Annotated in this window: 11 protein-coding genes; 4 read left to right on the forward strand and 7 right to left on the reverse strand. The window is 70.7% G+C overall.

What is annotated here, in order from left to right; all coding sequences use genetic code 11:
• Nucleotides 1–4 precede the first annotated feature (4 nt).
• The 3 genes from ABZ622_RS29935 to ABZ622_RS29945 are packed head-to-tail and all read right to left on the reverse strand — an operon-like array spanning nt 5 to nt 3398.
• Nucleotides 5–1078, reverse strand: coding sequence for an ornithine cyclodeaminase family protein (locus ABZ622_RS29935; protein WP_360548422.1), 1074 nt, complete (start codon nt 1076–1078; stop codon nt 5–7).
• Between the two features lie 56 nt (nt 1079–1134).
• Complete coding sequence (locus tag ABZ622_RS29940) at nt 1135–2361, reverse strand: MFS transporter (protein ID WP_360548424.1); 1227 nt, start codon at nt 2359–2361, stop codon at nt 1135–1137.
• A 2-nt stretch (nt 2362–2363) separates the two neighbouring features.
• Nucleotides 2364–3398 (reverse strand): pyridoxal-phosphate dependent enzyme, encoded by a 1035-nt coding sequence (locus ABZ622_RS29945; RefSeq protein WP_360548426.1) that lies wholly within the window; start codon nt 3396–3398, stop codon nt 2364–2366.
• Between the two features lie 460 nt (nt 3399–3858).
• On the opposite strand from ABZ622_RS29945, the gene ABZ622_RS29950 reads away from it, so the two are divergent.
• On the forward strand, nt 3859–5880 hold the full coding sequence (locus ABZ622_RS29950) for a transglycosylase domain-containing protein (protein WP_360548428.1): 2022 nt from the start codon (nt 3859–3861) through the stop codon (nt 5878–5880).
• Nucleotides 5877–7178, forward strand: a complete 1302-nt coding sequence (locus ABZ622_RS29955) for a hypothetical protein (RefSeq protein WP_360548430.1) — start codon at nt 5877–5879, stop codon at nt 7176–7178. Before ABZ622_RS29950 ends, ABZ622_RS29955 begins: the two co-directional genes overlap by 4 nt.
• Before the next feature lie 63 nt (nt 7179–7241).
• On the opposite strand, the gene ABZ622_RS29960 is transcribed toward ABZ622_RS29955, so the two are convergent.
• From ABZ622_RS29960 to ABZ622_RS29970, 3 genes are read right to left on the reverse strand one after another with little or no spacing between them, the layout of a single operon-like run.
• On the reverse strand, nt 7242–8276 hold the full coding sequence (locus ABZ622_RS29960) for an ABC transporter substrate-binding protein (protein ID WP_360548432.1): 1035 nt from the start codon (nt 8274–8276) through the stop codon (nt 7242–7244).
• A gap of 52 nt (nt 8277–8328) precedes the next feature.
• A complete protein-coding gene (locus ABZ622_RS29965) occupies nt 8329–9192 on the reverse strand; it encodes an ABC transporter permease (protein ID WP_360548434.1) in 864 nt (287 codons plus the stop codon).
• Nucleotides 9182–9997, reverse strand: a complete 816-nt coding sequence (locus ABZ622_RS29970; protein WP_360548436.1) for an ABC transporter ATP-binding protein — start codon at nt 9995–9997, stop codon at nt 9182–9184. Before ABZ622_RS29970 ends, ABZ622_RS29965 begins: the two co-directional genes overlap by 11 nt.
• Before the next feature lie 219 nt (nt 9998–10216).
• Between ABZ622_RS29970 and ABZ622_RS29975 the strand changes: the two genes are divergently transcribed.
• Both ABZ622_RS29975 and ABZ622_RS29980 read left to right on the forward strand, forming a co-directional pair.
• A complete protein-coding gene (locus ABZ622_RS29975; protein ID WP_360548438.1) occupies nt 10217–11815 on the forward strand; it encodes a sensor histidine kinase in 1599 nt (532 codons plus the stop codon).
• Complete coding sequence (locus ABZ622_RS29980) at nt 11812–12510, forward strand: response regulator (protein ID WP_360548440.1); 699 nt, start codon at nt 11812–11814, stop codon at nt 12508–12510. Before ABZ622_RS29975 ends, ABZ622_RS29980 begins: the two co-directional genes overlap by 4 nt.
• A gap of 113 nt (nt 12511–12623) precedes the next feature.
• Here ABZ622_RS29980 and ABZ622_RS29985 read toward each other — a convergent pair whose 3' ends face one another.
• Nucleotides 12624–14678 (reverse strand): beta-galactosidase, encoded by a 2055-nt coding sequence (locus tag ABZ622_RS29985; RefSeq protein WP_360548442.1) that lies wholly within the window; start codon nt 14676–14678, stop codon nt 12624–12626.
• Nucleotides 14679–14698 lie beyond the last annotated feature (20 nt).

Here is a 14698-nt window from a genome sequence, read left to right on the forward strand (position 1 = left end):
CCCCTCAGAGCGTGAGCCGGGTGCCGAGACCGGCGGCCTCGGCACGGGCGTGGATGCGGTCGGCCACGGCGACGTCGAGGATCGACATCCCGAACGGGTTGCTGATGACGATCTCGTCCTGGTCGCGGCGGCCCGGGTGCCGTCCGGCGATCACGTCGCCGAGCGTGCCGTCGACGGGGCGGGCACCGGGCCGCGCGGTCACTCCCTGGCGCGGGGTGCCGTCGGGGCCGAGCAGGGTGCCCGCCCGGTGCATCCGGCCGAGCAGCCGACGCGGGTCGTCCCGGACCAGGCTCCAGTCGTCGACGATCACCGTGCCGGCCGCGAGCACGGCGGCCTCGGTGAGGTCGTCCAGCGAGACATGGCACACGAGCGCGCCGGGCCGCAGCCAGTCCGGCTCGATGTATCCCCGGGTCACCGTGGTGACGGGCACGACGACGTCGGCGTCCCGGACCGCCTCGCGCGGCCCGTCGGCGACGGCCGTCTCGATGTCCGCCGCTCCGGGCAGCGTGGCGATGTGGTGGGCGACGGACTTCGCCCGGTCGGGTGCCACGTCGTACAGCGTGATGCGGCGCAGGGTGGGCACGGTGCGCAGCAGCAGCGCGATGTGTGCCTGTGCGAGGGCGCCGCAGCCGAGGAGTGCCAGTCCGCGCGGCTCCGCCACCGCGAGGTGGCGCACGGCGAGCGCGGTCACCGCCGCAGTGCGCATCGCGCTGATGTAGGCGGCCTCCATCAGTGCGCGGGGGCGGGCGGTCTCCGGGTCGAGGAGCAGGGTGAAGCCCTGGGCGCGGGGTATGCCGCGCGCCGGGTTGCCGATCGAGGCGTTGATGGTCTTCATGCCGATGACCGGCGCCCGCCCCTCCTCGGTGAGCGCACCGGGCATGGCCAGCAGCCTGGCGGCGTCTCCCTGCGGGGTGGTCCAGCCGAGGTAGGCCTCCTCGGGGAGGACGGAGTGTCCGGCGGAGTGCAGCCGGAGCGCCTCGGCCACCGCCGCCACGATGTCCACGTCGCGGGCGGCCTCGATGACGTCCGCGCGGGTCAGATGGCGGAAGTGGCTGTCGGGGTATTGCTCGAAGTCCATGGCGGGCGGGGCTCCTTGGCGAGGGGGCGGTTGCGGTGGGGCGGTACGGGGCGGGCTCAGCCGTCGGTGGCGGGCGCCGCGCGGAGCATCACGAAGGGGACGAACGCGCCGAGCAGCAGCACACCGGCGAGCACGATCCAGCCCGCGGTGCCGAGGGCGAGGACGACGCCGGTCATCAGCACCGGGCCGGCGACCCGGTTGGCCACGGTGCGACTGGTGTTGAACAGCACCAGGTAGGCGCTGCGCGCCCCCTCCGGCGCGAGGTCGAAGGAGAGGGTCCACGAGGCACCGACCTGGAGCAGTTCGGCGAAGGTCAGCAGGACGACAGCGGTACCGAGCACCAGCAGTGCCCGGCGCGCCCCGAAGCCGGGCGCGGCGGCGAAGGCGAGGGCGCCGCCGCTGAGCAGCAGCGCCGCGGCCGCGTAGGAGAACCAGGACCGGCGGGTGGTGCTGTAGCAGCGGTTGAGGGGGTACTGGAGGGCGATGCACAGCACGGTGTTGACGGCGTACAGGATGCCGACGTAGCGCTCCGGTACGTCGGTCTCGGTGACGAGCCAGAGCGGGAAGGCCACGTTGAGGACCGGCATCCAGAGCGACACCAGTGCGTTGTACGCGGTGAAGCCGAGCAGCCTGCGGTCCTTCAGCAGCTCCGCCACCCGGGCGCCGCCGGCCACGGCCGTGGCTTCCTCACGCCGCGCGGTGGCGTACACCGCGGCCACCGCGACATAGGCGAGCGCGCCGCCGATCAGCAGCGGCCGGAAGGCTCCGGGCGATCCGGAGCCCAGGGCGACTCCGGCGATCAGCCCGCCCAGGCTGATGCCGAGGTTGACGACGGTGCGCTGCACGGCCATGACCTTCGCGCGCAGGCTCTCCGGGGCGCGCGCGCCGACGTACGACTGGACCAGTGGGGGCGAGGACTGCTCGGTGACGGCGATGGCGGAGACCACGAGGAGGAAGCTCCACCAGCCGTCGACCCACAGGTACCCGATGGTGGCCAGGGCGCGCAGCAGCATCACACCGATCAGTACCGGCTTCGGCCCGTGGCGTGCGGCCAGCCGGGCGATGGGTACGGCGGCGGCGAGGGCCACGGCCCCGCCGATGGTCAGGCCGGTGCCGACGGTCGCGGTGCCGAGGTGGGCGACCTTGACGAAGTAGATGGTCGAGACGGCGAGGAAGAGTCCCGTTCCGGTCCACTCGATCAGCGTGGCGGCCTGCACCAGCGGCAGGAACTGCCGGTGGCCGGGGCGCGTCCGCTGCCGGTCGAGGGTGGTGCTGGTGCCCATGTTCAGTGCTCCTGGTGCTTCCGGTCGAAGAAGAGTCCTTCGCTGCGCAGTTGTTCCACGGCGGAGGTGATCTCCTTGGCGACACCCTGTTCGTTCGCCCAGTTGTCGGAGTAGAGGGTGTCGCGGTACTTGGCTCCACCGTCCGCGGCCAGGCAGACCGCGAGCCGGCCGTCGGTCCCGGCCGCTTCCTGATCGGTCAGCATCGCGCGGACCGCGCAGCCGCTGGAGCCGCCGAGTGCGAGCCCGATGTCCTCGGCGATGATCCGGCAGACGGCGATCGCCTCGATGTCGTCGACGTGCACCGCGCGGTCGTAGCTGTGCGGTGTCCTCAGGAAGACGGACGGCCGACTGGCTCCGATGCCGGGGACCAGGCGCCGTCCGGCACTGCCCGAGACGGCCAGTGAGCCGCGTACGTCCACCGCTATCGCGGTCACGTCGGGCCGGTGCTCGCGCAGGTGTGCGCTGATGCCCGCGAGGGTGCCGCCGGTGGAGACCGGTACGTACACCGCGCCGAGTTCCGGTCCCGCCTGCTCGGTGAGTTCGGGTCCGGTGATGCGCCGGTGGATGGCGGGCGCGGCCCAGTTCTCGTACTGGTCGGGCCAGCGGTACCCGGGGTTGTCCGCGCACAGTTCGCGCACCCGGCTCAGCCGGCTCAGCAGATAGCCGCCCAGTCCGTCGGGCCGGTCGACGACGATGACCCGCGCTCCGCTGTCGGCGAGGCTGCGGCGGGTGGAGTGCGGGGTCTTGAGGTCGACCACGGCAAGGAAGTCACAGCCGAGCGTCGGCAGCAGCCGGGCCAGGGCGAGGCCCAGGTTGCCCGAGGTGGATTCCACCACCACCGTGCCGGGGACGAGCGGCCGTTCGTCGTGCAGCGACCGCAACAGGCCGACGGCGCTGCGGTCCTTCACCGATCCGGTGGGGCCGTGGTCCTCCAGCTTCAGTCCCAGACGCCGGACCCGGCCCCGGTGGGCGACGTCCAGGCGGAGTAAGGGAGTTGTGCGGAGGGCCCGTGCCAGAACGGGATTGACACGCGACACGGCTTCTCCCTGTGCGATGCGTCGTTCGACCAAGGCGATGGAGCGACCGGCCGGCCCGGCTGCGCGCCCTCAGACCATAGGCGGGCGGCCCCCGATGTCACCACGGCACTGCGGCGCACGCGTGTCGCCGTTGGCCAGAACAGCGCTTGACGCCCCGCCGGTTCCGTCCGCGGGCCGGTGAAGGCCGAGGTACGGTCCGGTGCCGCGGCGGGCCCGGGGCGAACGCGCGGAGTCGAATTGGCCGGTTCGTCGCCGGGCCGCGACTCCGAAGGGCGCGACCTGCACGACCTCTCCCGAGGGCCTGTTATCTTTACGTGACTTCGCGACAGAACTCTCGGTCATGCTTTGGCCTTTGATCTGTTGGCGTCGATGTGCCGGCGTGTGGCGGCGGACGTTCAATGACCACTGCACGGGCGCGGTCGCGGTCTGCGGCCGGCCCGGCCTGTCATGGCTGGACGGAATGACACAGCACAACAGATTCAGCAGGGCGGCGCTGGCCGCACGAGCGGTGCTGGTCCCGGGGACGGGGCGCCGGAAGCAGACGAAGAAGCGCCCACTCACCCGCAGGCCGCGCAGACCGGACTACCCACGCGCGGGCCGGCGCGGCTGGCGAAGATGGGTGCCCTCGTGGCGACTGGCCCTGGGCTCGGTGCTGATGTTCACCGCGGCACTGGCGACCGTGGTGGGGGTCGCCTACGCCCGTACGGACATACCCGAGGACCTCAACGCCTTCGCCACCCAGCAGGACACCGTCTTCTACTGGGCCGACGGCACGCCGATGGCCCGGACCGGCTGGGTGAGCCGCCAGGAGATGCCGCTGTCGAAGATCCCCGACCATGTCCGATGGGCCGTACTGGCGGCGGAGAACGCCGACTTCTACTCCGACCACGGCATATCGACACAAGGAATCACCCGCGCGCTGTGGCGCACGGTCGGCGACGGGGACACCCAGGGCGGGTCGACCATCACCCAGCAGTACGTGAAGAACGTCTATCTGTCGCAGGACCAGTCCTTCTCGCGGAAGTTCACCGAGATGCTGCTGGCGGTCAAGCTGGACCGCCGGCTGAGCAAGGACAAGATCCTCCAGGAGTACCTGAACACCAGCTGGTTCGGCCGGGGCACCTACGGTCTCCAGCGCGCCTCGCAGGCCTACTACGGCAAGGAGGTCACCCAGCTCAACGCCAGCGAGGGCGCCTTCCTCGCCTCCCTGCTCAAGGGGGCCTCGCTGTACGACCCGGCAGTCAATCCCCGCAACCGTGAACGGGCCGTCGAGCGGTGGAAGTGGACGCTGGACCGCATGGTCGAGATCGGCAGGCTGAGCCCGGCCGAACGGGCCACGTACACCACCTTCCCCGAGCCGAAGCCCCCGCACCGGCCCAACAGCGCGGGCGGGCAGGACGGCTATCTCGTACAGCTCGCCGAGTCGTACGCCAAGCGGGCCGGCCACATCTCCGACGCACGCTTCGACCTCGGCGGCTACCAGATCTACACGACGTTCGAGAAGCCGCGGATGACCGCCCTCACCCGGTCCGTCCGCGATGCGCGCAAGGCCCTCGATCCCCGGCAGCGCAAGGCCGACCGCTTCGTCCGCTTCGGCGCGTCGACCGTCGCCCCGGACGGCCGGATCCTCGCGGTGTACGGCGGACCGGACTTCGAGAAGCAGGCCTTCAACGAATCCAACGCGGGCACCGTCCCGGCCGGTTCGGCGTTCACCCCCTTCGTCTACGCCGCCGGGCTCCAGCACGGCGTGACGCACGAACGCAACGGCCCACGCTCCACCGTCACACCGGCGACCGAGTACGACGGCGACGACGACATACCCGTCATCACACCCGAAGGCCCCTACTGGGACCGCAGCGGGAAGATGGTCAAGGGCAACAACGACGGTGACAAGTCCTTCGGCCGGATCAGCCTGCACGACGCCATGGCGAAGTCCGTGAACTCCCCCTTCCTCCAGCTCGGCATGGACGCGGGGCTGAAGCTGGTCCGCGGCACGGCCGAGGCGTCGGGGCTGCTCCCCTCCAGCTTCGGCCCGCCCGTCCCGGCGTTCGCGATGGGCAACTCCACCCCCAGCGCCATCCGGATGGCAGACGCGTACGGCACGTTCGCCGCCCACGGGGTGCACACGGATCCGTACTCGGTCGGCAAGGTCACCCGCAACGGCGAACCGGTCCGGCTCGACCTGCCGCGGCCCAGGCGCGCTGTACGGTCCGACGTCGCCGACGCGGTCACCAGGTCGCTCACCCGGCCCGGCGACGGGATCGCGCCGGTCGCCACCAAGACCGGAACCACCGAGGACGACACCGCGCGCTGGTACGTCGGATACGGACCGGCCGCGTCCACCGCCGTCGTCCTCTACCGCATGGACCTGACGAAGAGTCTCGCGCCGCTGCCGCTCAAGGGACTGGCCGGTGGCCGGAAGGACGACGGCAAGCTCCCGGCCCAGATCTGGAACACATACACGGAAGCCACGACGAAGTGACGGATAACAGAGTGAAGTCCACCGCCCGCCGAATACGGGCCCGCCTCACGCCCCGTATCGTCCTGGGGCTCGCGGCATGTCTCGTGGTGTCGGGTTCCGCTGCCGCGCTCGTCCCGCTGGTGTCCGACGACGCCTCGGACGACCGGACCCCGCAGCAGGGCACAAGAACCGTCGCCGCGCCCACACCCACCGCCCGGGAGCACCGCGAGGGCGGCAAGAACGCCGATGAGGAGTGGGACGGAAAGGTCAAGATCCTGGGCGACGGCTCCACGTCGTACACCGGTCCGCAGCCCTCCCAGCTCAAGGCCGAGCGGCTCAAGCCGGGCGAGCGGCCGCCGCAGTTCGTGGTGTTCTCGTGGGACGGCGCGCTGGAGGGCGACGACCACCTCTTCTCGCGGTTCCGCCGTGCGGCGAAGGAGAGCAACGCGCACATGACGTTCTTCCTCACCGGCATCTATCTGCTCCCGAAGGAGAAGCGGGACCTCTACCACCCGCCGCAGCACAAGGCCGGCTCCGCCGCCATCTCGTACCCGACGCGCGAGCACATCCGGATGACGCTGGAGCAGCTCGGCGACGCCTGGCGGGAGGGCAACGAGATCGGGTCGCACTTCAACGGCCACTTCTGCGAGAAGAAGGGCGGTGGGGACTGGAGCAAGGACGAGTGGATCAGCGAGATCGGGCAGTTCTACTCCTTCGTGCAGAACTGGAAGACGAACACCGGTTTCAAGGACCTCGACCCGCTCCCCTTCGACCCCACCCGTGAGGTCGTCGGCGGGCGAGCCCCCTGCCTGGAGGGCCAGAAGACCCTGCTCCCGGCGTCCAAGCCGTTCGGCTGGCGCTACGACGCGAGCTCACCGGGCGACTTCCAGGTCTGGCCGTCCAAGAAGAACGGTGTCTGGGACCTGCCGTTGCAGATGCTGCCGTTCCCCGGCAAGGACTTCCAGGTGCTGTCCATGGACTTCAACTTCCTCTACAACCAGTCCGAGGGCAGCACCGAGGGCGACCCCGCGAAGTACGAGACGTGGCGCAAGGAAGCACGGGACGCGTACGTCGCGGGCTTCGACCGGGTGTTCCACGGCAGCCGTGCACCGCTGTTCATCGGCAACCACTTCGAGGACTGGAACGGCGGGATATACATGGACGCCGCCGAGGACACGATGCGGGAGGTCTGCCCCCGCAAGGAGGTCCGCTGTGTGTCCTTCCGCGAACTGACCGACTGGCTCGACGCGCAGGACCCCGAGGTCCTCGCGCAGTGGCGGACCCTCGACCCGGCCCAGCCGCCGAACTGGAAGCAGTAGGCGGCGCGCCCGGGCGGCGCGGCTCCGGGAGCCGCACCGTCCGGGCGCCGGGGACACCTGCGGTCAGTTCGCCTTCTCGACGAACTCCGTGGTGTACGTCTTGGCGAGGTCCACCTCGGCGTTCTTCAGGTTCGGGTTGAAGGCCTTCAGGACCCGCTCGACGGTGGCGGGTCCGTCTGCGGGCATGACGCCGTCCTCGGTGAACATGGGCAGTGTGCTCTTGATCGCCTGCGCGTAGAGGGCCTTGCCGCCGCCCTGGGCGTAGTCGGCGGGCATCTTCGCGGCGATCTCGTCGGCGCTGTGCGTGGACATCCACTTCAGCGTCCTGACGAAGGCGTTGGCCAGCTTCTGGACGGTCTCCTTGTGGCTGTTGACCCACTCGGTCTGCATGTAGAGGCTGGACGACGGGTAGAGGCCGCCGAGCGCCTGCTTGGAGCCCTCGGGGGTCCGCATGTCGACGAGGATCCTGCCGAGCTTCTTGTCCAGGATGGTGGCGACCGTGGGATCGGTGGTCATGCCGCCCTCGATGGAGCCCTGCTGGAGGGCGGAGATGAACGTCTGTCCCGCTCCGACGGCCACGGGGGTGAACTCGCTGGTCTTCACGCCGTTGCTCACGGCGAGGTACTTCGTCAGGAAGTCGGTCGAGGAGCCGATGCCCGTGACGCCGAGCTTCTTGCCCTTGAAGTCCTTCGCCGAACGGACCTCTCCCGCCGCCTTGTCGGAGACGATCTCGACCTCGCCGGGGGCCTGGGAGAACTGGACGACCGACTCGACCTGCTTGCCCTTCACCTGGAGGTCGAGGGTGTGGTCGTAGAAGCCGACCGTGCCCTGGACGTCGCCGGAGACCAGAGCCGTCTCGGCCTGGACGCCCGCGGGTTCGGTGAGGAGCTGGACCGACACACCTTCTGCCTCGAAGTAGCCGAGCCGTTCGGTCAGCATCGCCGGCAGGTAGATCACCTTGTCGAGACCACCGACCATGATCTTGACCTTGTCGCCCTTGCCACCGGAGGCCGGGTCGCCGCCACCGCAGGCGGTCAGGCCGGTCAGGGCGAGTACGCCGGCGAGGGCGACGGCCGGGATCCGGGTGGATGTACGCATCTGATTCACGTCCTTGTGAAAAAACGATCGGAGCAGGGATGGTGACGAGCTGTCAGCGGGCGGTGTCGGCGTCGGCAGGCTTCCAGCGGAAGAGCCGCTTCTCCAGGAAGGTCAGCAGGCCCTCGGCCAGCAGCGCGACGATCGCGAGGATGACCATCGCGGCGTAGACACCGGCGGCGTTGAACGTGCCCTGGGACGCGGCGACCAGCAGGCCCAGCCCCTTGGTGGCCCCGATGTACTCACCGACGATCGCGCCGATGAGTGCGAATCCGAAGCTCACATGGAGACTGGTGAAGATCCACGAGGTGGCGGAGGGGATCACCACCTGGAGGGTCACCTGGCGGTTGCCGGCGCCCAGGATGCGGGAGTTGGCGACAAGATTGCGGTCGACCTCCCGTGCGCCCTGGAAGGCGTTGAAGAAGACGGGGAAGAAGACGAGGACGACCGCGGAGGCGACCTTCGACGCCGGGCCGAGTCCGAACCAGATGAGGAAGATCGGGGCGAGCACGATCCGGGGCAGCGCGTTGAGCACCTTGATGTACGGGCCGAGCACATCGGCGGCGAACCGGACACGGCCCAGCGCGATCCCGAGCAGCACACCGGCGATCACACCGATGACCCAGCCGAGCAGCGCTTCGTAGAGCGTGTACCAGATCTGCTCCCAGAGGGAGCCCTGGGCGGTTCCGTCGACGGCCCAGGTGCGGATCTGGTCCCAGATCCTGGACGGCATGGAGAAGTTGAACGGGTCGATGACCGCCGTACGGGCCAGCCATTCCCACAGCCCGACGACCGCGAGGAGCACCGCGATCCGGCTCGCGGTCACCAGGTACTTGCGGTTCCTGGCGGCCCTGGCCCGGGCCCGGGTCCGCTCGGTCCTCGTCACGGCGGCGCTCGCGGTGATGGTTTCAGGCGACATCGAGGGCACCCCTCTCGCGGGTGATGCGGACCTCTTCGCCGAGCGAGGACCAGATCTCCCGGTAGATCTCGACGAACCGGGGCTCCAGCCGCACCTGCTCGACCTTGCGGGGGCGGGGCAGGTCGATCTCGAAGACCTCCTTGACCGTGGCCGGTCCCGCGGTCATGACCACGACCTTGTCGGCCAGCGCGATGGACTCCTCCAGGTCATGGGTGACGAAGACGACGGAGGCGCCGGTGCCGGCCCACAGCTCCAGCAGTTCGTCCGACATCAGGGCCCTGGTCTGCACGTCGAGCGCGGAGAACGGCTCGTCCATGAGCAGGATCTCGGGGTCGTTGACGAAGGTGGCCGCGAGCGCGACGCGCTTGCGCTGACCGCCCGACAGCTGATGGGGGTAGCGGTCCTCGAAGGAGGAGAGGCCGACCCTGGCGAGCCACTCCCGGGCCCGCTCCTTCGCCTCGGGCCTGGGCACGCCGCGGAAGCGGGGGCCCGCCATCACGTTGGACAGCACGGTCCGCCAGGGGAAGACGGCGTCCTGCTGGAAGACGAAGCCGACCTTGTCGCCGATGCCGCGCACCGGCTCGCCGGCCACCAGCACCTCGCCCTCGGTGGGCTCCTCCAGACCGCTGACCAGAGTCAGCGTGGTCGACTTGCCGCATCCGGTGGGGCCCACCACGGCGACGAACTCGCCGCGCCCGATGGTGAGGTCCAGATCCCGTACGGCGGTGTGGAGCGCCCCCGACGGGGTCCGGAACGCTTTGCTCGCCCCCCGCAGTTCGATGGCGGGGCTCGTTTCGCTTTTCATGGAGCGGGACGCTAGAGGCGCCCCGACGACGCGGGCACCCTTGCGCCCACAACTCGGGGTTCTGCTCATATCCCGGGGTTCTGCCCGTTCTGCTCACGGCCCCGGCAACGAATGCGCCACGAGGACTGGTCATCGGCGAGCGCGACGTTTACGTTGCGTTCACACGAGGACGAAACGGAGCATCGTGTTCCTGGCAGGCGGAAGGCAGAGGGCGAGTACATGCGCATTCACTGGCCGCGCCGTGTCTTCGCCCAGGTCCTCCTCACCCAGGTGGTCATCACCACTGGCGTGATCATGCTCGTCACGGGGCTCTTCCTCGCCCCGCTCAGCCATCAGCTCGACAACCAGGCGATGCACCAGGCACTGTCCATCGCCCAGACCACCGCCGCCGAACCCGGTCTGGTCCGGGATCTCAGGAGCACCGACCCCAGCCCCGGCGGACCGGTGCAGGCCGAGGCGGAGCGGATCCGGCGGGCCACCGGGGCGTTGTACATCGTCGTGATGGACACCCGCGGGGTGCGCTGGTCGCACACCGACACCGCGCAGATCGGCAGGCATGTCTCGACCGACCCCAGCACGGCGCTGGGCGGCCGGGAGATCATGCAGATCGACGACGGAACCCTGGGCCGGTCGGCGCGTGCGAAGGTCCCGCTCCGCGACCGGCGGCAGGACATCGTGGGCGCCGTGTCGGTGGGCATCGCCTACGACAGCGTCCACGACCGGCTGCTGGGCGCGATCCCGGGTCTGCTGCTGTACTCCGGAGCGGCGCTCGCCGTCGGGGTGCTGGCCGCCCTGGCCCTCTCGCGGCGGCTCCAGCGCGGCACGCACGGGCTCGCCTTCGCCGACATCTCCGCGTTGCTGGACGAGCGCGAGGCCATGCTGCACAGCATCCGTGAGGCGGTGCTCGCGCTGGACGCGCGGGGCCGGATCCGGCTGCTCAACGACGAGGCGCAGCGGCTGCTCGATCTGGACCAGGACGCGGTCGGACGCGCGCTGGGCGAGGTGCTGCCACCGGGACGTACGGCACAGGTGCTGACGGGGCGGGTCGACGGCGCGAACCTGATCACCGTCTGCCGGGGCCGGGTGCTGATCGCCAACCGCATGCCCACCGGCGACGGCGGGGCGGTGGTCACCCTGCGCGACCGCACCGAGCTGGAGCTCCTGGGCCGTGAACTGGACTCCACACACGGCCTGTTGGACGCGCTGCGTGCCCAGGACCACGAGCACGCCAACCGGCTGCACACCCTGCTGGGGCTGCTGGAGCTGGGCAGACACGATGCGGCGGTGGAGTTCGTCGAGGAGGTGACCAGCGGTCACCGGGCCTCGGCGGAACAGGTCGCGGAGCGGGTCAGCGACCCCTTGCTGTCCGCGTTGCTGGTGGGCAAGTCGGCCATCGCGGCGGAGCGGGGCGCGTCCCTGCGCATCTCGCCGGGCACCCGGCTGCCGGACGTGGTGGTGGACCCGCGCGATCTGGTGACCGTGCTGGGCAATCTGATCGACAACGCGCTGGACGTCGCCACGATCATCGAGGTCGAGCTGCTGGCCGAGGGCGGTACGGCGGTGCTGCGGGTCAGCGACAACGGTCCGGGGGTGCCTCCCGGGATGCGTGAGCGGATCTTCACCGAGGGCTGGTCCACCAAGGAGTCCCCCGCCCACCGCGGACGCGGCCTGGGCCTGGCGCTGGTGCGCCGGCTGGCCGAGCGCTACGGTGGCGCGGCCCGCGTCACGGCCCGGGCCGGCGGCGGCGCGGTCTTCACCGTGGTCCTGCCCGAGGCCCTCACCGTCCGGCCGCTGACAGAAGTGGGAGAGTCGCGATGATCGATGTCCTGGTGGTGGACGACGATTTCCGGGTTGCCGAGATCAATGCCGCGTACGTGGCCAAGGTCCCCGGCTTCCGGGTCATCTCCCGTGCGCACACCGCCGCTCAGGCGCTGTCGTTCCTGGAGCGCGACCATGTCGATCTGGTGCTGCTCGATCACTATCTGCCGGACGAGACGGGGCTGACGCTGGTGCGCCGGCTGCGCCAGCTCGGCCATCCGGCCGATGTGATCATGGTGACCGCGGCCCGCGACGTGGCGACCGTGCGCACCGCGATGCGGTACGGCGCACTCCAGTACCTGGTCAAGCCGTTCAGCTTCAGCGGTCTGCGGTCCAAGCTGGAGAGCTACGCGGCCCTGCGCCGGACCCTCGAAGGTGTGGGCGGCGGCCGGGGCGAGGCCGGGCAGGAGCAGGTCGACCAGATCTTCGGCGCCCTGCGCACCACGGAGTCCGGCTCCGCGGCCGGGCTGCCCAAGGGGCACTCGGCGCCCACCGCGGATGTCATCCGCCATGTCCTGTCGGCAGCCGAGGGCCCGCTGTCCGCGCACGAGGTCGCCGCCCGGGCCGGCCTCAGCCGCTCCACCGCCCAGCGCTACCTCAAGTACCTTCAGGGCGCGGGCCGCATCAGCCTGAGCCTCAAGTACGGCGACACGGGCCGTCCCGAGCACCGATACGCGTGGGCGAAGGCGAGTTGAGGGGCGGGCCCGAGCGCCCGGGCCCGTGCCCCTCCACCGTTGACCGACGCCCGAGTGGGGCGGCCGGGTCGTCCCGTGTGCGGGCCGTACGGAGGAACGGCAGGGCGGAGCGGTCAGGAGGTGACGGGGCTTCGCAGCACCGCCACGCCCCGCGGCGGCAGGACGAGTTCCGTCCCGGCGCCCTGTCCGGCGCCGCCCGCGAGGAGGTCCCCGGTGAGGCCGGGCAGCGGCACCGGCTCTTCGGTCCGGTTGACCAGGAACAGATAGCGGTTCTCGGCGTCGCGTCGGACGACCGTCTCGACGTGGCCCCGCGCGGACTCGGGCAGTTCACTCGCCACCCCTGCCCGGCCGAGGAGTTCCGGCAGCAGCGCGGTCAGCCCGTCGGTGCCGAGGCGGGTGGAGACGTACGTCGCCGAGCCCCGGCCCGACGGACGGCGGGTGACGGCCGGCCGGTTCGCGTACGTACCGGTGCGGTAGCGGGCGAGGACCTCCACGTCCGGTCCGTCGACGGTGATCCGGTCGGTCCACAGACTGCCGGTGGCTGCGTTGTCCAGCCCGACCGTGTCGCCGTCGAGCAGCGGGCCGAACTCCTCGATGCGGATGCCCAGCAGATCGCGCAGGGCGCCCGGGTAGCCGCCGAGCCAGACGTGGTCGTTCTCGTCGACGACGCCGGAGAAGTACGTGGTGACGAGGTGACCGCCAGTCTCGGCGTAGCGCGTGAGCTCCTTGGCGAGGGCCGCCGGGACCATGTGCAGGACGGGCGCGATCAGCAGGTCGTACGCATCGAGGCCGGTGGCCGGTGTGATGACATCGGCCCGTACGCCGAGGGCGAGGAGCGCGGAGTACCAGTCCAGCGCCTCCTGGCGGTAGTCGAGACGGGCGGTGGGGTGCGAGTCCTGTTCGCTCGCCCACCACGAGTCCCAGTCGAAGAGGATGCCGACCCGGGCGGGCTCGCGCGCGGCGCCCGCGACGGGGGCCAGTGTCTCCAGCGTCCGCCCGAGAGCGGTGACCGCGCGGAACACCTCGCTGTCGGGGCCGGCGTGCGGGACCATCGCGGAGTGGTACTTCTCGGCCCCGGCCGCCGACTGGCGCCACTGGAAGAAGCAGACGGCGTCGGCGCCGTGCGCGAGGTGCAGCAGCGAGTCGCGGACCAGCTCGCCCGGCTTCTTGGCCAGGTTGACGGGCTGCCAGTTGACGGCGCTGGTGGAGTGTTCCATGAGGAACCAGGGCCGGTGGCCGGCGATCGCGCTGGTGAGGCTGGCGGAGAACGAAAGCTCGTCGCGGTCCTGCGGTCCGGGCTGTGTGTAGTGATCGTTGGAGACGAAGTCGACCTCGGCCGCCCAGTCGGCGTAGTTCATGCCCTTCGTGCCGCCCATCACCATGAAGTTGCTGGTGACGGGGGTGTCCGGGGTGATCTCGCGCAGCACGTCGCGCTCGGCGCGCAGATGCTCCTTGAGCGCGTCGGACGAGAACCGCTTGAAGTCCAGCTGCTGGGTGGGGTTGGGGTGCGAGGCCGCGAGCCGCGGCGGCAGGACCTGCGCCCAGTCGCTGTAGCGCTGGGACCAGAAGGCGGTGCCCCAGGCGTGGTTGAGCGCGTCGAGGGTGGTGTAGCGGCGGCGCAGCCAGGTGCGGAAGGCGCGGGCCGCGTCGTCGGAGTAGTCGTAGACGTTGTGGCAGCCCAGTTCGTTGTTGATGTGCCAGGCGACCAGGGCCGGATGGTTCGCGTAGCGCGTCGCCAGCTCCCGGACCAGGCGCAGTGCGTGGGTCCGGAAGACGGGCGAGGTGGGGCGCCAGTGCTGCCGCGCCCCCGGCCACACCGTCTCACCGGACGCGGTCACCGGCAGGATCTCCGGGTGCGCGGTGGTGAGCCAGGGTGGCGGGGAGGCGGTGGCGGTGGCCAGGTCGACGCCGATGCCGCCCGAGTGCAGCAGCTCCATGAGTTCGTCGAGCCACCCGAAGTCCCAGGTGTTCTCGTCGGGCTGGAGGCGGGCCCAGGAGAAGATGCCCACGGAGACCGTGTTCACGCCGGCCTCGCGCATCAGCCGGACGTCCTCCTCCCACACCTCGCGCGGCCACTGCTCGGGGTTGTAGTCGGCGCCGTACACGAGGCGTGGAGTGCCGTCGCTGCCCGGTGCGTACGGGAATCGGGGCGGGAGGGGGGAGGTCATGCGGGTCCTTCCGGTGGAAC

The organism is Streptomyces sp. NPDC007164 (assembly GCF_040634135.1).
Taxonomy (GTDB): Bacteria; Actinomycetota; Actinomycetes; order Streptomycetales; family Streptomycetaceae; genus Streptomyces; species Streptomyces sanglieri.